The sequence below is a fragment of the Micromonospora sp. NPDC047762 genome (genome assembly GCF_043204655.1).
Taxonomy (GTDB): domain Bacteria; phylum Actinomycetota; class Actinomycetes; order Mycobacteriales; family Micromonosporaceae; genus Micromonospora.
Genome location: NZ_JBIDCQ010000005.1, coordinates 141,113 through 160,841 on the forward strand (window position 1 = coordinate 141,113; position 19,729 = coordinate 160,841).

The 19,729-nt window shown below is 71.0% G+C and carries 18 protein-coding genes; 9 read left to right on the forward strand and 9 right to left on the reverse strand.

What is annotated here, in order from left to right:
- Positions 1-106: 106 nt before the first annotated feature.
- The 3 genes from ACGF3C_RS17705 to ACGF3C_RS17715 are packed head-to-tail and all read right to left on the reverse strand — an operon-like array spanning position 107 to position 2,669.
- Complete coding sequence (locus ACGF3C_RS17705; RefSeq protein ID WP_393223066.1) at positions 107-2,131, reverse strand: hypothetical protein; 2,025 nt, start codon at positions 2,129-2,131, stop codon at positions 107-109.
- Positions 2,128-2,379 (reverse strand): hypothetical protein, encoded by a 252-nt coding sequence (locus ACGF3C_RS17710; RefSeq protein ID WP_393223069.1) that lies wholly within the window; start codon positions 2,377-2,379, stop codon positions 2,128-2,130. The genes ACGF3C_RS17705 and ACGF3C_RS17710 overlap by 4 nt, the downstream gene beginning before the upstream one ends.
- Complete coding sequence (locus ACGF3C_RS17715; protein WP_393223072.1) at positions 2,376-2,669, reverse strand: DivIVA domain-containing protein; 294 nt, start codon at positions 2,667-2,669, stop codon at positions 2,376-2,378. Before ACGF3C_RS17715 ends, ACGF3C_RS17710 begins: the two co-directional genes overlap by 4 nt.
- 206 nt (positions 2,670-2,875) lie before the next feature.
- On the opposite strand from ACGF3C_RS17715, the gene ACGF3C_RS17720 reads away from it, so the two are divergent.
- Complete coding sequence (locus ACGF3C_RS17720; RefSeq protein ID WP_393223074.1) at positions 2,876-3,760, forward strand: helix-turn-helix domain-containing protein; 885 nt, start codon at positions 2,876-2,878, stop codon at positions 3,758-3,760.
- Complete coding sequence (locus tag ACGF3C_RS17725; RefSeq protein ID WP_393223077.1) at positions 3,753-3,944, forward strand: DUF397 domain-containing protein; 192 nt, start codon at positions 3,753-3,755, stop codon at positions 3,942-3,944. The genes ACGF3C_RS17720 and ACGF3C_RS17725 overlap by 8 nt, the downstream gene beginning before the upstream one ends.
- 254 nt (positions 3,945-4,198) lie before the next feature.
- Here ACGF3C_RS17725 and ACGF3C_RS17730 read toward each other — a convergent pair whose 3' ends face one another.
- From ACGF3C_RS17730 to ACGF3C_RS17740, 3 genes are all read right to left on the reverse strand, one after another.
- Positions 4,199-5,011 (reverse strand): DUF4352 domain-containing protein, encoded by an 813-nt coding sequence (locus ACGF3C_RS17730; RefSeq protein WP_393223080.1) that lies wholly within the window; start codon positions 5,009-5,011, stop codon positions 4,199-4,201.
- Positions 5,012-5,426: 415 nt separating this feature from the next.
- The gene (locus tag ACGF3C_RS17735; RefSeq protein ID WP_393223083.1) at positions 5,427-6,254 is read right to left on the reverse strand and encodes a DUF3152 domain-containing protein; all 828 of its coding nucleotides are present in this window, start codon (positions 6,252-6,254) and stop codon (positions 5,427-5,429) included.
- 176 nt (positions 6,255-6,430) lie between these two features.
- Entirely contained in the window at positions 6,431-7,606 is a 1,176-nt protein-coding gene (locus tag ACGF3C_RS17740) for an ROK family transcriptional regulator (protein ID WP_393223086.1), read from the reverse strand.
- 163 nt (positions 7,607-7,769) lie between these two features.
- Here ACGF3C_RS17740 and ACGF3C_RS17745 point away from each other — a divergent pair, with 163 nt between their 5' ends.
- From ACGF3C_RS17745 to ACGF3C_RS17770, 6 genes are read left to right on the forward strand one after another with little or no spacing between them, the layout of a single operon-like run.
- The gene (locus ACGF3C_RS17745) at positions 7,770-8,498 is read left to right on the forward strand and encodes an amino acid ABC transporter ATP-binding protein (protein ID WP_393223615.1); all 729 of its coding nucleotides are present in this window, start codon (positions 7,770-7,772) and stop codon (positions 8,496-8,498) included.
- A 19-nt stretch (positions 8,499-8,517) separates the two neighbouring features.
- Entirely contained in the window at positions 8,518-9,486 is a 969-nt protein-coding gene (locus ACGF3C_RS17750; RefSeq protein ID WP_357203148.1) for a glutamate ABC transporter substrate-binding protein, read from the forward strand.
- A 16-nt stretch (positions 9,487-9,502) separates the two neighbouring features.
- Complete coding sequence (locus ACGF3C_RS17755) at positions 9,503-10,147, forward strand: amino acid ABC transporter permease (protein WP_112582064.1); 645 nt, start codon at positions 9,503-9,505, stop codon at positions 10,145-10,147.
- Positions 10,144-11,013, forward strand: coding sequence for an amino acid ABC transporter permease (locus tag ACGF3C_RS17760; RefSeq protein ID WP_124859725.1), 870 nt, complete (start codon positions 10,144-10,146; stop codon positions 11,011-11,013). The genes ACGF3C_RS17755 and ACGF3C_RS17760 overlap by 4 nt, the downstream gene beginning before the upstream one ends.
- Positions 11,010-12,029, forward strand: coding sequence for an asparaginase (locus ACGF3C_RS17765; RefSeq protein ID WP_393223090.1), 1,020 nt, complete (start codon positions 11,010-11,012; stop codon positions 12,027-12,029). The genes ACGF3C_RS17760 and ACGF3C_RS17765 overlap by 4 nt, the downstream gene beginning before the upstream one ends.
- On the forward strand, positions 12,026-12,769 hold the full coding sequence (locus tag ACGF3C_RS17770; protein ID WP_393223093.1) for a copper homeostasis protein CutC: 744 nt from the start codon (positions 12,026-12,028) through the stop codon (positions 12,767-12,769). Before ACGF3C_RS17765 ends, ACGF3C_RS17770 begins: the two co-directional genes overlap by 4 nt.
- A 116-nt stretch (positions 12,770-12,885) precedes the next feature.
- On the opposite strand, the gene ACGF3C_RS17775 is transcribed toward ACGF3C_RS17770, so the two are convergent.
- Both ACGF3C_RS17775 and ACGF3C_RS17780 read right to left on the reverse strand, forming a co-directional pair.
- A complete protein-coding gene (locus tag ACGF3C_RS17775) occupies positions 12,886-13,422 on the reverse strand; it encodes a hypothetical protein (protein WP_393223096.1) in 537 nt (178 codons plus the stop codon).
- Positions 13,423-13,682: 260 nt separating this feature from the next.
- The gene (locus ACGF3C_RS17780) at positions 13,683-16,148 is read right to left on the reverse strand and encodes a glycoside hydrolase family 2 protein (RefSeq protein ID WP_393223098.1); all 2,466 of its coding nucleotides are present in this window, start codon (positions 16,146-16,148) and stop codon (positions 13,683-13,685) included.
- 112 nt (positions 16,149-16,260) lie between these two features.
- Between ACGF3C_RS17780 and ACGF3C_RS17785 the strand changes: the two genes are divergently transcribed.
- Complete coding sequence (locus ACGF3C_RS17785) at positions 16,261-17,280, forward strand: LacI family DNA-binding transcriptional regulator (protein WP_387354159.1); 1,020 nt, start codon at positions 16,261-16,263, stop codon at positions 17,278-17,280.
- A 6-nt stretch (positions 17,281-17,286) separates the two neighbouring features.
- Here the strand turns inward: ACGF3C_RS17785 and ACGF3C_RS17790 are convergent, their stop codons facing one another.
- A complete protein-coding gene (locus ACGF3C_RS17790) occupies positions 17,287-19,659 on the reverse strand; it encodes an EAL domain-containing protein (RefSeq protein WP_393223101.1) in 2,373 nt (790 codons plus the stop codon).
- Positions 19,660-19,729: the final 70 nt, after the last annotated feature.

Genomic DNA, 19,729 nt, shown 5'->3' on the forward strand with positions numbered 1-19,729 from the left:
GCCGCTGCGACAAGATCAACACGAGTTCCGCGATATCGGGGTGTCCCGTCGACCGGGACACCCCGATTTCTGCAATCTCGTGTCGATCACCGCTGCGTGGCGACCCTCAGGTCAACCGTAGATCGCGCAGGTCGGGGGCAGCGGCGAGGAGCCGTACTCCGTCGTCGTCGTGGCGGTGCACCGTGCAGCCGGCGCGGGTGAAGCGAACGGTGACCACATGCCCGGCGTGCCGGGCCGCCAGGCGCAACAGGTCCTGCTCGGGATCGGCGACATGACGCGGCCCGGAGCAGGGCACCGGGATGGACGCCCTCGGGTCGGTTGGGGCGGCCCCGGCGACGGCGTCGGTCAGGCACTCGACACACCAGGAGAGCGCGGCGGCAAGACTTGGTCGGTAGGGGAAGTCGTCGGGACGGACAGGCGCATCGAGCGGCTTCACCTCGACTGACCAGCGCATTCCGTCGGCCAGCAGTGGGTCTGCGGCGTTGTGCCGCAGGTCGCACATGGCCACTACGAGGGCCAGGTCAAGGCCGAGGGCGAGCCGCAGCAACTCGGCCAGCGGTGGCGCGTCGGGAGGCGTCGCCACCACGATCAGACGGCCGGCCGCCGCGCCCCGGCCTGCGCTGCGGACGTGCTCCCCGACCGGGTCGGCCCCGGCCCAGGGCAGGGTTACGTAACCGTCGCGGAGGTCTTTGCCGATCTGCTGCCCGCCGTCGGCATCGGCCAGGTCGTCGGGCCGCGCGCCGAGCACGGCCGCCCAGGAGCCGAGCCGATAACGGCCCGGAAGCTGGACGACGGGCCTGCCGCCCGGTTGGGTGGCGACCAGCGGAGCGACTTCGGGCGTACCGGCCTGCCAGGCCAGGTGCATCACCCGGTGCCGCAGGTCGGTGACGGTGACCAGCACCGTCTGGTGCAGACGCTGACTGTCCCCGCAGGTGAAGCAGTGCAACGCGGATGGGCGCAGGCCGGCGCCGCAGCAGTGCGGGCAGTCGGGGTCGGCCGCGCGACCGCCGAGCCGGCAGTCGCAGGCGCGTAGCCGGCTGTGGGGTCGGCAGTCCGGGCAGGGCCGCCAATGGACGGGTTCACCCAGCCAGGGCGGGTCGGGTGGTTCGTAGCCGCGGCTCACCGGCACCCGCACACGGCGGACGACCTGGCCGGTGGGCTGCTCCGCGAGGGTCTCCACCGGCTCGCCAGTGCGCAGAGTCGTGTGCCACCAGCGGCCGTTGCGCCACAGGGCCTGCGCGCCGGGCAACTCGTCGCCGTGGGCCGCGTCGACGCAGTCGGCGAGGACGCGTCGTTCGAGTTGGTCGACGTCCACGGCCGGAGCGGCGGGTGGGCGCGGCGAGTCGGGGCGCAGCAGCCGGGCGGGAGCGGCCAGGCCTCGCTCGGCAAGGCCGCTAAGCGCGTCGGCCACGTCGGTGCAGGCCAACACCTCCAGCAGGTCCCCGCACCAGCCGGGCGGAGCGAGCGGCACCGGTGAGCCGGGCACCTCGTACCGAATGGCCCAGCAAAAGCTCACGCCCTGCCGGCGGACCTCGACGACCAGGTCGAGCAGCAGCAGGTCGGCCAGCGCACACAGCCGGACCAGCCGTGCGGCCGGGTCGACGGTCGGCGGGGCGGTGGATCGGCCCAGCACCAGCCTCCAGGGTGCGTGATCGGCCCGGAGGATGGCGTGGGCCTCCAGCTCGTACCGCTGCGCGGCCGGCAGGTCGGGTTGCCACTGCCGGTCCAGCCACAGCGAAGGCGCGTCGGCCTCATCCAGGACCGCGCCGACGGTCGCGGCGAGTTCGCGTACCCGGGAAGCAAGGTCGACCACCCAGAGGCCCGCCGGGTCGGGGTGGGGGTCGAGGCCGCCGGGCGCGACCTGGTGGGACGCGACCGCGCCGGTGTCCAGGTTGGCGACGGTGACCACGAGCTGCGCCCGCCGCCGGCCGCGCCGCCCGCAGCGATAACAGGGGTACGCGACGGTGCCCGCGCCGCGACACTGCTCGCAGCTCCGGTACGCCTCCCGGCGCGGCCCGAGCACGTCGGCGTCGGCGAGGAACCGGTCGCCGTAGGTGGTGCACCGGCACGGTTCCAGCGTGAAGGTCATCCCGTCGCAGTCCGGGCAGACGACGACGGGCACGGCGGTCACCGACACCACCGGGCGGCGCAGTCACCGTCGTGTTCCACCCGCCGCACGCACCGCCGACCGCCGTCGAGCGGCAGGTCGCAGAACACCCGATGGCGTACGCCCTGAGCGTCCTCGGCGGACACGGTGGTCTCACCGGCGTCCACTTCGGTGAGGAAGCTCAGCGAGCGGGCCAGGGTGCCGGCGAACTGCTGGGCCGCCGGCAGGTCGGCGGCGGTGAACGGCAGGTGCGCCACCCAGCGGGCGCTCATCGGCGGGCCGCCAGGTCCTCGCGGGCCCGCCGCGACTGCCAGCACCTCAGCGCATCCTTGATCCGCTCGGTCTCCCGCCGGCTGCTGCCCAGCGCCGCGTACACGTCGGCGAGATCGTGAGCGACCCGGTCGAGGAACTCGGCGACCTCCACGGCGTCCACGCCACGCCGGCCACGGCGGGTGAACCGGCGCCCGCGGACCTGCCAGGGCTTGAGGGGTACGTAGTTGGCCGCCCGGTAGGGCGCCGGCTGGGGTGGCTCGGCCCGGAGATGACGGAGAAACGCGCGCACGAAGCAGCACCACCCTTCCTCGAATTGATCGGCCCTCGCAGGCGTGGGAATTGCGCACCCATAGGCGTTGTCGGACCAATCTTGTAAGGTCGGAGGCACTATCACAATAAATTTCGACTCATGCTGTTCTGCTATTTGTACGCACCATTCCCCTGTTGCAGAACGGCTGTGCTGATGTTGCAAAACTCAACAGGAAGGAGAGCCGGGTGGCCGATGACATGGGCTCGACGGTGCCCCGACGCCAGCTCGGCAGGGCGCTGCGTGACCTGCGCACCGAGGCCGGGGCGACCCTCGACGCGGTCGCCGAAGCGCTGGAGTGCAGCCGCCAGAAGGTGTGGCGGATCGAGAGTGGGCTCGGCTCGGTGCGCGGCGTCGATGTGCGAGCCATGTGCGAGCTGTACGGAGCGACGAGCGACCTGACCCGGGCGTTGACCTCCCTGGCCGGCGAGACGAGAGCGAAGGGCTGGTGGCACGCGTACGGCGATGCCGTCCCCGAATGGTTCGAGCTGTACGTGGGCCTCGAATCCGCGTCGTCGAAGCTCCGCTTCTACAAGAACAGTCTCGTGCCCGGCATCCTCCAGAGCCGCGACTACGCCCGGGGCATCTACCGCATCGACCAGCCCGACATGTGCGACGACGACCGGGAACGCGCGGTCGAGCTTCGACTGCAACGGCAGTCGCTGCTGACCCGTCGCCTCCCACGGGCTCCGCAGGTGCAGGTGGTGCTCTGCGAGTCAGTGCTCCTCCGGCCGGTAGGCGGCCCAGAGACCATGGCGGACCAACTCCACAGCCTGCTACGGCTGACCCGCCTACCGAACATCTCGATTCGCGTGTTACCCCTGATCGCGGGGCCCCACCACGGGACCGTTGCTGGCGAGTTCGTGCTCCTTGATTTTCCGCTCGGCAACCGAAGCACGCCTGAGCCGCCGCTGGTCTACAGCGAGGCGATCACGGGCGCTCTCTACCTCGACCGTCCTAAGGAGTTCGCGACCTATGAGAAGGTCTGGTCGAGCCTGCTGTCACTCGCTCTTGATGAGGGACAATCGTTCCAACTGATCAATAAGATCATCGGGGAGGTTCACCATGGTTGACCTGACGGGCGCTTCCTGGCGCAAGAGCACCCGCAGCGCAGGCAACGGCGGCGAGTGTGTCGAGGTCGCCGACAACCTGCCTGGCATCGTCGCCGTCCGCGACAGCAAGGACCCGCACGGCCCGGCCCTCACCTTCTCCCCCACCGCCTGGGCAAGCTTCGTTCGGGGGACCCACCGCCACTAAACTATTCGTAGCGAGCGCGCTCGCGTCGAGCCTTCGTCAGGTGACTCCTCAGACGTAACCCGGCGCACGCTGGCTTGGGGTATCACTACCCAACACCGGCCCTAACGCGAGGCCCCCAGCGCTTGCCGGGGGCCTCGCTCTTCACTCAGGCGGACCGGGCGCGACGGCCGGTCGAGTACTTCGGTGGACGTGTCGGGCGTTGAGAGCGCATCGTGACACTGGTCAAGCAAAATCACCGGGAGGCTTGGCGACGGTCAGAGTGCGACGACGGCGTCCTCGGCGAGGGTGAACAGCCCGGCGTCCAGGGTGATCGTTTTGAGCTTGGTGCCCTTCGGAACGTCGAAGAACACATTCGCGGTCACCGAGTTGCCCGGATTGATCTCATCGAGGAATCCCTGCCCGTCATCATTGCCGTAGATCCCTGCCTCTCCGTCGGCCTCGTATTTCCGGCCACTCCCGTCCTGCGCGGAAAGACTGCCGTCGGCGTGGAAGCTATGCGCCTTCTTAGTAACGTTCTTAACCGTCACGCTGACTCTGCAGAACGTGCCCTGCGCCTTGGTGTTGAGGAACTCGCTGCCCACCTTCGCGATCCCACACTTCACACTCTTGACGGTGAATTCGAAATCACCGCCGCGTACCTTGTCGCCGATGCCGGCTACCTTGGGCTTCGTTTCTGCGGGAGCCGCTGAAGTCTTGGCCGGTGTGGGTGCGACCGCCTCGCCTGCCAGTGGCGCTGCGCTCGCGGCAACGCTGTTCGTAGCGGCGGGTGCGCCACCGCTAACGGCGGCGGCGTCAACTTTCTTGTCATCAGCGGTAAGACTGACCACTATAGCGCCACCACAGCACAGCACCACGAACGCGCCGACCCCGATGAGAGTGGGAAGTAGCCATGATGCACGCTTCTTTGGGGCGGACGGCGGCGGGAACTGGCCGGGCGGCGGCGGAGACTGACCTAACGGGGTCGGCGGGAACTGCCCGGCGGGCACCTGCGAGAACTGAGCCGTCGGTGGCATCGGCGGCTGGCCGGCGGGGAGCTGATTCTGGTGAGGCTCGTTGGGTGCCGTCATCGAGTGGTGTCTCCCGGGTCTTGACTGGCGCTGCTGCGCAAAGAAGCAAAGCGCTTTGCACAGTGCCATAGACACCCTTGGAGATTAGTCCTCCGGCCGGGCTGGAACCACACGACGAGGCAGCTCAGAAGGCACCCGATCTGACCAGTTCAATGTCAGCCGTTCGGACAATTACTGAACTCGGTCTAGCAAGCGTCGAAACACCTCCACTCCCGACTCTGTCAGATATCCTACAAATGCCTCGCTGTCTGACCGCAAGCCTGTTCATGCCCCGATCAGGAGCCGGAGGAGGAAGCGGCTTCTCCGCAGAACCGGCACAGCCCATAAGGACATCGACCACGGAACCCTCGACCATCCGATCCCGCGGAACCGTCCAATTCGGTGGGCCTCAGGCCATCTAGTCCGGATCACCGGATCAGGACGGCGCCCACGGTCCGCTGACGAACTGGCCGTTGCCGACGAACGGGCTGACGTTGGGCACGCACCCGCCCAGGCCCATCGTCTGCGTCATCATGACCGGGGCCGGTTTGCCGCGACCGCCGCACTTCATGTGGGCGAAGCCGAGGAAGTGGCCGAACTCGTGATTGATAACGCCGGCGTGGTACTCGTCGATGCTGACCGGATATCCCGGTGAGCCCTGGAGCCACCGCCGCAGGTTGATCATGATGGTCTTGCCGTACTTGCAGGAGTAGACCCCCTCGGTGTCGACACCGCTCGCGCCGCAGAGTCTGTCCACTGTCCTCGGTGTCGCGAGCCGCACGTCGACGTCGACAGTTGAGCTGCCGACCCGCTGGAAGGACCACGACGCCCGGTTCAGGTTCACCGCCGCGTTCGTGACCGGGTGCTGTGCCGACGTGGCCCATCCGTTCGGTGCGGCCAACACCTGCTCGATGCTCGCGGCGAACCGGGCCGGCTTCCAGGCGGGGATGTCACCCCAGGCGATGCCCTTCTCCACCGAGACGCTGTAGCGCACCCGCTTCTTGCCCTTGCCGATCACGCGACCGTTGCCGGTGGCGGTGGTGAAGGTGCCGGCGGCCCTGGTGGGGACCTGCGCGTCGGTCGGGATGTCCGGGGTCGGGCTGGAGGTCGGCGTGTCGTCGGGGCTCGGAGCTGAGCTCTGCGTACTCGGGCCGGAACGTGGGACTTCGGCCTGCCCGGACGCCGGTGCCGAGAGGCCACAGGCGGCGGTCGCCAGCACCGCTGCCAACGAGATCGGCGCGAGCAGCCGTCCGTTGATCCGCACGTCGGAACCTCCAGGAGCAGTCACGGGTGGGTGAGGAACACCGGAAGGCTACGTGACTGCCTGTAAGGAAAATGTCAGGATGATCAGTGCCGACGCACGCGCAAAAGTAGATAAATCTGGCATGAAACACTGATACGGGTCACCCTGGGTGAGCGATGCGGTCGCTGTGAGCGAGGTCAGGCGGCCGCCACGACGTGGTCGATCACGAGGTGGGCGGCACCGGTGATGCCGACGTCCTGGCCGGCGGCGACCCGTTCGATGAGCAGGGTCTGGGTGGCCAGCGGGAGGCACCGCTCGTAGAGGGTGGCCCGCATGCTGGCCAGCAGCGGCTCACAGTCGGCGAGCCGACCACCGATGGCCACCACCTGCGGGTTGAAGAAGTTGACCACCACGGCCAGGATCTCGCCAACGGCGCGGCCGGCCTGCCGGGCGAGAGCGGTGGCCTGTCGGTCACCGTCGTCGATCAGCCGGATCACACCGGTCAGGTCGGAGACCGGCACGCCCTGCTCCCGGAGCGCGGTGACCAGCGCGGCACCGCTGGCCACGGCTTCCAGGCAGCCGGCGTTTCCACAGGTGCACGGTGGCGCGGGATCGGCCACCACCCGGCAGTGGCTGATGTCCCCGGCCGACCCCTGCGCGCCCCGGTGCAACCGTCCACTGGAGATCACACCGGAGCCGATTCCGGTGCCAGCCTTGATGTAGACGGCGTGGTCCAACTCGGAATGCGCGGTGCGGTGCGCGCCGAGTGCCATCAGGTTGGCGTCGTTGTCCACGACGACCGGCACGTCGACGCGACCGGCGCAGAACGCGGCGACGTCGAAGCCGTTCCAGCCGGGCATCCGCGACGGGCTGACGATCCGCCCGGTGGAATGCTGCACCGGGCCGGGGATCCCGATGCCGACGCCGCGGAGCGCACCTGGTGCCGAGCCGCCGCCGGCCGCCGGATCGCTGCCGACCAGCGTGGCGACCTCGGCGAGTAGTGCACCGAGCACCGCCTCCGGGCCGTCCTCGATGCGGACCGGCAGGGTACGGGCCTGGACCACCCGCCCGGAGAGATCCAGTGCGCCGACGCGGGCGTGATGCGCGCCGAGGTCGATGGCGCCGACCACCGCGCCGCCGGTGGGCACGGCGAGTTGGCGGGGTCGCCGCCCACCCCGGGACCGCCCGGCACCGGCCTCCTCCAGCAGCCCTTGGCTGATCAACGCCTCGACCCGCTGGGAAACCGTCGACGGGGAGAGCCCGGAGAGGCGGGACAGGTCGGCCCGACTGACGGCCGCACCGGTGGCCACCCAGCGCAGTAGCTCTCGGGGGCCGCCCCGGAGGGCATCGCGTGGCGCGTCGTCAATCGTCACGTCAGCTTCTTAGCACCCGCAGTTTGTTCAAGCAACTGGTTGACTTAGTTTGCTAGCTACCTTTAGATGGCGCTGTTGGTTCGATATGAAGCTGACTTAGTTTTGTAGTCGAAGGAAGTGAGGCCGTCTGGTGGCACCGGAGACGACGGGTGCGGACCGACCGATGGTGTCGGTACGCGGCCTGAACAAGTGGTTCGGTCCGCTGCACGTGCTCAAGGACATCGACCTCACGGTGGCCGCCGGCGAGGTGGTCGTCGTGGTGGGGCCCTCCGGCTCCGGCAAGTCGACACTGTGCCGCTGCCTCAACCGGTTGGAGACCGTCGGGCAGGGCAGCGTCGAGATCGACGGTGAACCGCTGCCCGCCGAGGGCCGCGCGCTGGCCCGGCTGCGCGCCGACGTCGGCATGGTCTTCCAGTCGTTCAACCTCTTCGGCCACAAGACGGTGCTGGACAACATCACCCTCGGCCCCACCCGGGTCCGCCGGATCCCTCGACCCGAGGCGCGGCAGCAGGCGTTGGCCCTGCTGGAGCGCGTCGGCATCGCCGACAAGGCAGACCACCACCCGGCCCAACTCTCCGGCGGGCAGCAGCAGCGGGCCGCGATCGCCCGAGCCCTGGCGATGCAACCGAAGGTGCTGCTCTTCGACGAGCCGACCTCGGCCCTCGACCCGGAAATGGTCAACGAGGTGCTCGACGTGATGGTCTCCCTCGCCGCCGAAGGGATGACCATGATCGTGGTGACCCACGAGATGGGCTTCGCCCGTCGCGCCGCCGACCGGGTGGTCTTCATGGACGACGGCCGGATCGTCGAATCCGGCGAACCCGACGACTTCTTCGCAGCTCCGCGCACCGAGCGGGCCCGCGACTTCCTATCCAAGATCCTCCAGCACTAGCCCCCAACGGGAGGGTGTCATGTCAATCCTCAAGATGAGCTTCACCGGGCGGCGGTCGCTCGCCCTCACCGCCACCGCGGTGGCGGTGGCCCTCGCCGCCGCCGGCTGCGGCGGCGACAGTGGCGGCAGCGCTCCGACGCTGCCCGGCAACCCCGGTCTGGGCGGCGACGGCGTGGTCGCTCAGTCGGTGTACGACGCGGCTCCGGTCGCCACCGACGCGGACATCCCGGCCGGTTCGACGATGGAGGCGATCCGCAAGCGCGGCTACCTGAACATCGGCGGATCCCTGGACGCGCCGCTGCTCGCCCAGCAGAACCCGGTCAGCGGCACCATCGAGGGCTTCGACGCCGACATGGCGAAGTTGCTGGCGAAGTACATCATCGGCAAGCCCGAGGTGAAGACGACGACCATCGGCACCCAGACCCGGGAGGCCATGCTCCAGGCCAAGTCGGTGGACGCGGTCTTCCAGACGTACACGATCACCCCGCAGCGGGCCACCCAGGTCGCCTTCGCCGGGCCGTACCTCACCTCCGGCCTCGCGGTCGGGGTCCGCAAGGACGACACCTCGATCAAGAGCGTCAAGGACCTCGCCGGCAAGACCGTGATCGTCGGGGCGAACACCCCCGCCGTCACCGCGCTGCCCACCGCCGCGCCCGGCTCGAAGCAGATCGCCTTCGGCACCGACCCGCAGGCGTTGCAGGCACTGCTGCAGAAGCGCGGCGACGCGTACGTGCAGGACTTCACGCTGCTCGCCTCGGGCGCCAAGGCGAACCCGGGGATGAAGGTGGTGGGCGAGCCGTTCACCACCGAGGCCTACGGCATCGGCCTCAACAAGGAGGACGCGCAGTTCAAGGAGTTCGTCAACAACTGGCTGAAGAAGATCCAGGCCGACGGCACGTGGGCGAAGGTCTGGGAAGGCACCCTCGGCTCGGTGGTGGAGGGTGGGGCGCCCACCCCGCCCGCCCTCGGTTCCGCCGACGGCTCCTGAGCAGCCTCTCGTACCGATGGAAGCCCTCACCGCCCACCTGAGCGAGCTTGGCCACGGCCTGGTCACGACGGTCGAACTGACCGTCGTGACCACCGTCGGCGCGATGCTGCTGGGCATCGTCGTGGCCACTCTGCGGATCGCCCCCGTCCCGCTGCTGCGCGCCATCGGCACCGCGTACGTGGAGGTGTTCCAGAACCTGCCGCTGCTGGCGCTACTGGTGCTCTTCGTGTTCGCGTTGCCGACGATCGGCATCACGTTCCCGCTGTTCACCTCCGCCGCGATCGTCATCGCGGTGTACGAGGGGGCGTATCTGGCCGAGGCGATCCGAGCTGGGATCAACACGGTTGGTGTGGGCCAGGCTGAGGCGGCCCGAGCCATCGGGCTCACCTTCGGCCAGTCCCTGCGGCACGTGATCCTGCCGCAGGGACTGCGGGCGGTGATCCAGCCGATCGGCAACATCTGCATCGCGCTGCTGATGAACACCTCGCTGGCCGCCGCCGTCGGCGTGGTCGAGCTGACCCAGGCGGCCAACACCGTGAACCTGGTCGAGGCTCAACCGATCGCCGTCTTCACCGGCGCGGGTCTCGCCTACATGCTGCTGGCGCTGATCATCGGTCAGGTCACCGGCCTGCTCGAACGAAGGCTGGCGATCGTCCGATGAACAAGACGCAACAGATCCTCTTCGACGAACCCGGCCCGCGCGCCCAACGGCGGATCCGGATCGCCACAGTGCTCGGCGCCGTCGTCCTGGCCGGCGCCCTGGTCGCGGCGGTCTACCAGTTCGCCAGCCACGGCGAGTTGGCCGCCGCCCGGTGGGAGCCGTTCACCACCTGGCCCATCTGGCGGTACCTGCTCAACGGCCTGTGGGCCACGCTGCGCGCCGCCGCCGCGACCGCCGTGCTGAGCGCCGCGCTCGGGCTGTTGCTGGCGCTCGGCCGGCTGTCGACGCATCGACCGCTGCGCTGGCTGGCCGGCGCGTACGTGGAGATCTTCCGGACCGTCCCCACCCTGCTGCTGATCTACGTGACGCTGTTCGCGCTGCCGCAGTACGGGCTGAACTTCCCGCTGTTCTGGAAGCTCGTGGTGCCGCTGGTGGTCTCCAACTCGGCGGCGTTCGCGGAGATCTTCCGGTCCGGCATCCTGGCGCTGGACCGAGGGCAGACCGAGGCCGGCCTCGCGGTCGGGCTGCGCCGCGGCCAGGTGATGGCCCTGGTGGTCCTGCCGCAGGCGCTGCTCCAACTCGCCCCGTCCCTGGTCAGCCAGCTGGTCGGGCTGCTCAAGGACACCTCGCTCGGCTTCGTGGTCAGCTACACCGAGCTGCTCTACAGCGGGCAGGTGCTCTCCTCGTACACCCACCTGCTGATCCAGACGTTCCTGGTGGTGGCGCTGATCTACCTGGTGGTCAACGCCTCGCTGTCGAAGTTCGCCCGCGTACTCCAGGCCCGTAACGGCCGCTTCGGCGGACGGCGCGGCCGGCGGACGGCCGAGTTGCCCCCGCCACTCCTCGAAGGGAACACCCCCCGGTGACCATCTTCCGCTACGCCGAACTGGCCCGGGTCGTGCGTAACGGCTTCGTCGAGAGCCGGCACTACGGCAGCGTCGTGGTGCTCGCCCCGGACGGGGCTGTCGCGCTCGCCGCCGGCGTACCCGACGAGCCGGTGCTGCCCCGCTCCACCCTCAAGCCGGTGCAGGCACTGGCCTGCCGGATCGCTGCTGGCGACGAGCTGACCGGCCCGGCGCTGGCCGTCGCCGCCGGCAGTCACACCGGCGACGACCGGCACGTCGAGGTGGTTCGGGCGATGCTGGCCGGGGCCGGCCTGACCGAGGACGCGCTCGGCTGCCCGGAGGACTGGCCGGAGGACGAACCGACCCGGGACCGGCTGATCCGCGCCGGCGGACAGCGCGACCGGATCCGGATGAACTGCTCCGGCAAGCACGCCGCGATGCTCGTCGCCTGCGTCGCCAGGTCCTGGAGCACCCACGACTATCTCGACCCCGACCACCCGCTCCAGCGGGAAACCGCCGCCGCCGTCGCCCGGCTGGCTGCCGCGCCGGTCGCGCACCACGCGGTCGACGGCTGCGGTGCACCGCTGTTCGGCCTGTCGCTGACCGGCCTGGCCCGCACCTTCCAGGCGTTGGTCACCGCGCCCGCCGGCAGCGACGAGGCGCTGGTCGCGCAGGCCATGCGCCAACACCCGGAGTACGTCGGCGGCTGGAACGGGCACCCGAACACCGACCTGATGCGGGCGCTGCCCGGCGTCCTCGCCAAGGGTGGGGCCGAAGGCGTGCTCGCGGTGGCCGCACCGGATGGTCACGCGGTGGCGGTGAAGGCGATCGACGGTTCGCCCCGAGCCACCACCGCAATCGCCCTCGCCGCCCTCGACGCCGTGGGCGTACCGGTGGGTGGAGCCGACGCGCTGCGCCAGGTGCCGGTGCTCGGCGGCGGCGTACCCGTCGGTGCCGTCACGGCCGTCATCGACTGGGCCACAGCATCGTCTCGGACCGAAGCGGCATCGCCTCGCACGGAAAAGGAAGAATCATGAACACATTCGAGATCTGCATCGACAGCGTCGAGGGAGCGGTCGCCGCCGAGGAGGCCGGCGCCGACCGGGTGGAGTTGTGCTCCGCGCTCTTTGACGGCGGGCTGACCCCCAGCCTGGGCACCATCGAGACGACAATGCGCGCGGTCAGCCGGATCCGGGTACACGTGATCGTCCGTCCCCGGGCCGGCGACTTCATCTACTCGCCGTTCGAGATCGAGGCCATGGAGCGGGACGTCCGGGCCGCCGTGGCGGCCGGCGCGCACGGCATCGTGATCGGCGCGTTGACCGCCGAGGGTGACATCGACGTGCCGACCACCCGCCGGCTGATCGCCGCCGCGGGCGACGCCAGCATCACCTTCCACCGGGCGTTCGACATGACCCGTGACCCGCACGCGGCGCTGGAGCAGCTGATCGAGCTGGGCGTGCACCGGGTGCTCACCTCGGGTCAGGAGGTCAGCGTGCTGGAGGGTGCTCCGCTCATCGCCGACCTGGTACGCCGGGCCGCCGGCCGGATCGTCGTCATGCCGGGCGGTGGCATCACCCCGCGCAACATCGCCCGGATCGTCGAGGCGACCGGCGCCGACGAGTACCACTTCGCGGCCCTGGTCAGCTCGGACAGCCCGGCCGTGCACCGCAACCCGGCGCCCCTGATGGGTGGCAGCCTGAACCGGCCCGAGTACGAGCGTTCGGGCACCTCGGGCACCCTGGTCGGCCAGGTGCTCGCCGCCGCCCGCCCCTGACCCACAGCGCGTTCCGACGAGCGGCGGACCTGGAGGAGTCACCTTCAGGCCCACCGCTCGCGGGTGTCAGCCGAGGGGCAAGCGCCGCGATGTCACCCCGGTTCGCCGGCGACCGCTCAGTAGCCCAACACAGCGATGAGCAGCGAGGACACCGCGGCGACCAGGAGCACTCCGCCGGTGCCGAGCCCGACCACCGCGCTCACCGCCACGACGCGGGCCCGGGCCACCGGCACCGCCGCGAGGGCCACCACGGTGACGAGCACGGCAACCAGATGAATCAACGGATAGTCGATCAGCGCCGCAACCGGGAAAAGGTGCACGCCCACGACGAGGGCGATCCAGGGGGCGGCCAGCTCATTGCGCCGCAGCATTGCGAGCAGTCCCGCACCGACCGCGGCGACGCCGAACTCGATGCCGACGACGATGCCGAAGGTAGGGCTGGTGTCGGCGTCGAAGGCCGTACCGTCCGACCAGTGACGCCAGGCGAGCAGGGCCCCGGCGACTGCCGTGAGCAGGGAAAGAACCGACCCGGCGATGAGCACTGGCCGCCACCGCTTGGGCGGCGCCTCCTGCGCCCAACCGAACCAACTGATGGCGAAGAAGCCGAAGACGAACGCCGTCGCCGCCGCGTCCCGGACATGGTCGGTGATCATTGGCTCCCCGATTACTGCCTGGGCTTGGTGAGGGGGCACAGGCTACCCCCGCCCCCTTTGCTCTGCACCCCGATAAGCACCAGTCGCAGACCGTGACCGTCGCGTCCGCGGGTGCAGAGCAAAGGACAATCGACGAGCCCTTACCTCCCGGCCACCTCAGGCACCCGGCACCAGTGACACCCAGCGGCCACGCAACCCGACACCGGGAAGCAGCGGCCTCCGCAGCCGTGCGAGCCCACTACTTCATCGATTGAGCATGATCATGGGACCGTGAGCTGACTCGACGCGATGTCGTTGACGCAGCGCAGCACCGGGCGTGCGGTCAGTGCGGCGGGGTCCAGCGACCGATCCACGTGCACGGTGAACGTCGTCGACTCGCCGGGCAGCAGCGTGACCAGGGCCGTGTCCACCGTGGCGGCGCCGTCGAGGCGGTCCGCGAACAGCGTCAGGTCGCGTAGCACGGTGCGGGCCGTGACCCGGACCCGCTGCCCACTGTCGACCGGCTCGACCGTCGCGTCCCAGGCCGCCGTTGGCCAGTCCACCTCCCGGTCCTCGGCGAAGAACCACAGGGCGCGCTCCGCGGTGCCACCGGACTCCGCGACCAGCAACTCGCGCCGGGCATCCTCCGGCCGCGCCAGGTCCGCGGGCAGCGGCAGCACCACCGAGGAGTACGCCGGGACGTCGAGGTCGACCGAGGTCTTCGCCCTCGGCTCCCCGGTGAGCGTGAACCGGGTGACCGCGGCCGGTACGGCCCACGCCTCGGCGGTCTCGTTGACCGCTACCAGGGCCAGGCCGCCGTCGCGGGGCTGCACGGTGAGCAGCCGGTCGGCGTACGCGTGGCGCAGCGCGTACCACAGGGGTTTGCGGCGGCCGTCGCCGTCGACGGCCGACCAGGAGGTCACCGGCCAGCAGTCGTTGAGCTGCCAGACGATGGTGCCGGCGCAGACGTCCCGGTGGGAGCGGAAGTGCTCCACCCCGAGCTGGATCGCGCGGGCCTGGTTGAGCTGTGTCAGGTAGTGCCAGTCGTCGAAGTCGGCCGGGGTGGGCAGGTGCGCGTCGAGGCCGCGCTGGAGCTTGGCGTCTCCGCCGGCCGCCTTCTGGTGGTGCGCCATGCCCGGTGAGTCGTGGGCCAGGGGTTCGTCGCTCAACGCGCGGCGGAGCGTCGCGTACGCCGGTGGGGCCTGGTAGCCGAATTCGGCGACGAAGCGCGGGACGTACTCCCGGTATCTGGTGTAGTCGTCGGTGTTCCACACGTCCCAGATGTGGGTGGTGCCGTGCGCCGGGTCGTTGGGGTGGAGCGCCTCGCTGCCCGACCAGGGGCTGCCCGGCCAGTACGGGCGGGTCGGGTCCAGCTCGCCGACGATCCGGGGCAGCACGTCGAGGTAGTAGCCGCGCCCCCAGGTGCGCCCGGCGAGGGCCTGCTGCCAGTCCCAGTCGTGCCAGCCCCAGATGTTCTCGTTGTTGCCGGTCCAGAGCACCAGCGACGGGTACGGCGCGAGCCGGGTCACCTGCTCGGCGGCCTCGGCGGCGACCTCGGTGCCGAACGGCTCCTCCTCCGGGTACGCGGCGCAGGCGAAGAGGAAGTCCTGCTGGACGAGCAGGCCGCGCTCGTCGGCGAGGTCGTAGAAGTCCGCCGACTCGTACCGGCCGCCGCCCCAGACCCGCAACAGGTTGACGTTGGCCGCGACCGCCTGGTCGAAGCGCTCGGCCAACCGGGCCCGGGTGATCCGGGTGGGGAAAGCGTCGTCCGGGATCCAGTTGACCCCGCGTACGAAGACCGGGACGTCGTTGACCGACAACGCGAACGGGGTGCCGTGCGCGTCGGGGGTGGTGTCCAGCCGTACCGAGCGGAAGCCGATCCGGTGCGACCAGCTGTCCACTGTGTCGCCGTCCGGTGCGTGCAGTGTCACAGCGATCGGGTGGCGGGCCTGCTCGCCGTACCCCCGGGGCCACCACAGCGCGGGATCGCGGACGGTGAGGGTGAGCACGGCCGTGCGCTGCCCGGCCGGGACGACCACCTCGGCGCGGACGCCGGCCACGGCGGCGCGGACGGTCAGCGGGACGTCCGCGACACGCTCGACCTCGACGTGCACCTCGACCCGGCCGTCGCGACCGTCCATGGTGACCAGCGGACGGACGGTGGCCAGTTGAGCGGTCGACCAGGCGTGCAGGCTGATCTCCTGCCAGATGCCGGCGGTGACCAGTGTCGGCCCCCAGTCCCAGCCGAAGTTGCAGGCCATCTTGCGGATGAAGTGAAACGGCTCCGGGTAGGCGTTCGGTCGGTCGCCGAGCCGTTCCTGCTGTGCCTCGGCGTAGCGGTACGCCGAGTCGAACGTGACGACCAGGTCGTTGTTTCCGTCACGCAGCAGCGGTCGCACGTCGAACCGGTAGCCGCGGTGCATGTTCGCGGTCCGGCCGACCTCGACGCCGTTGAGGGTGAGAGTGGCGACGGTGTCCAGGCCGGCGCAGACCAGGTCGACGCGCTCCTCGTCGCCCGCCCGGTGGACGAATGTGGTCTGGTAGACCCAGTCGGTGCGCCCGATCCAGGCCAGCGCCAACTCGTTGTCGTCGAGGTACGGGTCGGGGATCAGCCCGGCGTCGAGCAGATCGGTGTGCACGCAGCCCGGCACTGTCGCCGGCACCGACCGGCCGGCGACCTCCTCGGGCACCTGCGCTCCGGGGGCCGCCCGCACTGTCCAACCGTCGTAGAGTGCCTGTCGACTCACGATGTCACCGCACCTTCCCGCATCGAAAGATGCCAACTGAACCGGATAAGCTGAGCCACGCTACGGTCCGGAATCGGGGCTGTCAACGGCCAGAGAGCGAAGGAGCACGCCGGTGAAGCGGCCGACCATCGCCGACGTCGCCCAACGCGCCGGGGTGTCCAAGGGTGCCGTGTCGTACGCGCTCAACGGGCAGCCCGGCGTCTCCGAGGCCACCCGGCAGCGAATCCTCGCCATCGCCACGGAGATCGGCTTCAGCCGCAGCAGCGCCGCCCGCGCCCTCTCGGCCGCCACCGCCGGGGCTGTCGGCCTGGCCCTGTGCCGCCCGGCGCGGACCCTCGGCGTCGAGCCGTTCTTCATGGCGCTGATCAGTGGCGTCGAGGCCGAACTCTCCGCCCGCTCGTACGCGCTGACCCTCCAGGTGGTGGCCGACCCGGACGCCGAGATCGCGGTCTACCGGCGTTGGTGGGGCGAACGACGGGTGGACGGGGTGCTCGTCTGCGACCTGCGCACCGACGACCGTCGCATCCCCGCACTCGAACAGCTGCAACTGCCGGCGGTGGTGATCGGCGGTCCCGGCGGCACCGGTGAGCTGGCGAGTCTCTGGTCCGACGACGCCGCCGCGCTGACCGAGACGGTGGAGTACCTGGTCGCGCTCGGGCATCGCCGGATCGCCCGGGTCGCCGGTCTGCCCGAGCTGCGGCACACCGAGATCCGCACCGACGCCTTCGCGGCGGTCTGCCAGCGGCTCGGCCTGGTCGACGCGGTCACCGTCTGGTCCGACTACACCGGCGAGGAGGGCGGCCGGGCCACCCGCCGGTTGCTGAGTTCGGCCGGCCGGCCCACAGCTGTCGTCTACGACAACGACGTGATGGCCATCGCCGGGCTCTCCGTCGCTCAGGAGATGGGCCTCACCGTGCCCGGCGACCTGTCCATCGTGGCCTGGGACGACTCGCCGCTGTGTCGGCTGGTGCACCCGCCGCTGACCGCGCTGGGCCGGGACATCCCGGCGTACGGCGCGCACGCCGCCCGGCAACTGCTCGCCGTCGTCGCCGGGCAACCGGCCGGGCGGGTGCAGGACGAGACACCCCACCTCACGCCGCGTGGCAGCACCGCACCGCCGCGAGGGAGATGAACCGGTTCAGCGGGACGCTGAGGGAAATTCCTCGAAGTACGCCTCGACCCGCTCGGCAGTCGCCGGCCGGGACAGCGCGAACCCCTGCCCGTACCGGCAACCGCCCCGGCGCGCGCCCTCGACCTCCGTCGACGACTCCAACTCCTCGGCGACGATCTCGACGCCCAACCGTTCGCCCACGTTGACCACCACGTCGATCAGCGGCGGTTGCCCGTCCGGCCGTGCGCCCACCAACTCCGGGCCCACCTTGAGCAGGTCGATCGGCAGGCGGCGAAGCTGGGCCAGCGAGGCGTGCTCGGCCCGGAAGTCGTCCAACGCGGTGCGCACGCCCAGCGACCGCAGCCCGGCCAGCCGAGCCACCACCGTCGACAGGTCACCGGCGACCCTCGGCTCGCTCACCTCCACCACCAGTCGCTCCGGCGGCACCCCGTACGCGGCCAGCACGGCCGCGAGCCGCTGGACGAAGTCGGGAGTGGTCAGCTCCCGGGTGGTGACGTTGACGGCCATCCACAGCTCCCGGACGCCCACCGACCAGTTGGACAACTGCCGGCAGGCCCGGTCCAGCACCCACCACTCCAACTCGCCGACCAGGTCCAGGTCCTCGGCGACCGGCAGCAACTCGGCCGGGAGCACAGTGCCGAGCACCGGGCTGCGCCACCGCAGCAGCGCCTCCGCGCCCACCGGCTGCCCGTCGGCCAGGTCGACCACCGGCTGGTAGACGAGGTCCAGCTCCCCGCGCGCCACCGCACCGGGCAGCTCGCGTTCCAGGTCGAGCCGACGCACCAGCTGTTCCTCCAGGAACGCGTCGTACCACTCCACCCGGCCCCGGCCCAGTTGCACGGCCCGTCGCCGGGCCAGCTCGGCCTGCCGGAGCACGTCCGCCGGCCCGGCGCCGCTCACCTCGGCCAACCCGATGCTCGTCTGCACGCGCAGCATCGCGCCGGCCAGCCGGTAGGGCGGGTCGAGCGCGCTCAACAGTCGGGTGCCCAGCGCGTACGCCAGCACCGGGCCGGCGGCCGTGACCACCGCGAAGCCGGTTGCCGTGCAGCCGGTGACCAGATCGTCGGGGGCGATGACCGCGCGGGCCCGGTGCACCGCCTCGGCCAGCACGTCCTCCCGGGCCGTCGGGCCGAACCCCTCGGTGCCGTGCAGGTCCACGAGCAGCAGCGCACCGGCCGGCGCCGGAACGTCGCCGATCGCGGCCAGGGCGTCCAGCAGGGCGACCCGGTCGCCGGGGGTGCCGCCCGCCGAAGCGGCTGGCCGGTTGAGCCCCGACCACGCGGAACTGTGGTCAGGCGACCAGGTGGAGCCGACGCCCGTGGCGGTGGCCGCGCCCTCCGGGACGCCGAGGGCCTGCTCGGGCGGCGGCTCCGGCGTGCCCGGCCAGCGTGCCGGCACCGGACGGCGGTGCCGCAGCGAACGGCCGGCAGGTCGCCGATGAGCGGCCCGCCGGGCGGACCTGGACGCGTCACCGGCGCGCAGCAGCTCGCGCAGCACCAGGGGCGGCACCGCCGCCAGGGCCAACAGCACGCTCGTCTGGTCCGGTGCGCGGCCGGCGCTCAGGTGCAGACCCGATGCCAGCAGCAGCACCGCCGCGGGGAGCACCGACCGGGGCCAGGCCGCGGCGACCGGATCCGCCGGCTCCGTGTCGTCAGCCGCATCCGCCGCGCCAACGGCGACGAGCAACATCCCGAACACCAACGGGGGTACGGCCAGCAGCGCCACCCGACCGCCCGGCGCGGCCGGCAACGTGGCCAGCAGCACCAGCCCGCCCAGGGTTAGCAGCACGCCGCCCCGGCAGACCGCGGCACCCGAGCGCCGTCGTGGCCCCGCGAACGCGTTCAACGCGGCCATGCCCAACCCGCCGAGCGTCAACGCGGCGACCAGCCGGACCGGGGCCGGTGTGCCGTCGGGGGGCAGCAGCAACCAGCCGGCCAGAGCCAGACCGACGGCCGGGCCGGTCGACTCGACCAGCCACCGCAACCGGACCGGGGCCGCCTCACGGGATCGGCCGGGGAGCCGGTGCAGACCGGCCGCCGAGAGGGCCGCCACGACCAGCGACCCGATCAGCACGGCGACGGCGTGCCCGATGCCGGCCAGCGGCAACACGACGGCGGTGAGGCCCGCCGCCACCACCGCCGCGTCGAGCAGCACCCCCGCCGCACGCGGTGTCGGATCGGTGCCGCGCCGGGCGGCCAGCCGGGACAGTCGAAGGCCCGCGAGCGTGGCGCCGGCACCGGCGGCCAACGCGATCACCACCGAGGGCGGGACCAGGTCGACGGAACCGGCGAGAAGGAGCAGCGCCACCGCCACGGACGTGGCGGCCTCCGGTGCCGCACGGCGGGGGACGATAACGCGGAACGGGTACGCGAGGAGCACGGCGGTCGCCTTCGTGAGGGGGCACGGGGGCGGTGCGGCGGTGCGGGACATCGGACGTTGCGAGTCCGCT

What these genes read in the sequence shown, in the direction of transcription:
- ACGF3C_RS17710 (WP_393223069.1), bottom strand. Translation starts at nt 2,379, where the DNA reads ATGAGCGCCCGCTGGGTGGCGCACCTGCCGTTCACCGCCGCCGACCTG.
- ACGF3C_RS17725 (WP_393223077.1), top strand. Translation starts at nt 3,753, where the DNA reads ATGGTTGACCTGACGGGCGCTTCCTGGCGCAAGAGCACCCGCAGCGCA.
- ACGF3C_RS17730 (WP_393223080.1), bottom strand. Translation starts at nt 5,011, where the DNA reads ATGACGGCACCCAACGAGCCTCACCAGAATCAGCTCCCCGCCGGCCAG.
- ACGF3C_RS17745 (WP_393223615.1), top strand. Translation starts at nt 7,770, where the DNA reads ATGGTGTCGGTACGCGGCCTGAACAAGTGGTTCGGTCCGCTGCACGTG.
- ACGF3C_RS17750 (WP_357203148.1), top strand. Translation starts at nt 8,518, where the DNA reads ATGTCAATCCTCAAGATGAGCTTCACCGGGCGGCGGTCGCTCGCCCTC.
- ACGF3C_RS17755 (WP_112582064.1), top strand. Translation starts at nt 9,503, where the DNA reads ATGGAAGCCCTCACCGCCCACCTGAGCGAGCTTGGCCACGGCCTGGTC.
- ACGF3C_RS17760 (WP_124859725.1), top strand. Translation starts at nt 10,144, where the DNA reads ATGAACAAGACGCAACAGATCCTCTTCGACGAACCCGGCCCGCGCGCC.
- ACGF3C_RS17770 (WP_393223093.1), top strand. Translation starts at nt 12,026, where the DNA reads ATGAACACATTCGAGATCTGCATCGACAGCGTCGAGGGAGCGGTCGCC.
- ACGF3C_RS17775 (WP_393223096.1), bottom strand. Translation starts at nt 13,422, where the DNA reads ATGATCACCGACCATGTCCGGGACGCGGCGGCGACGGCGTTCGTCTTC.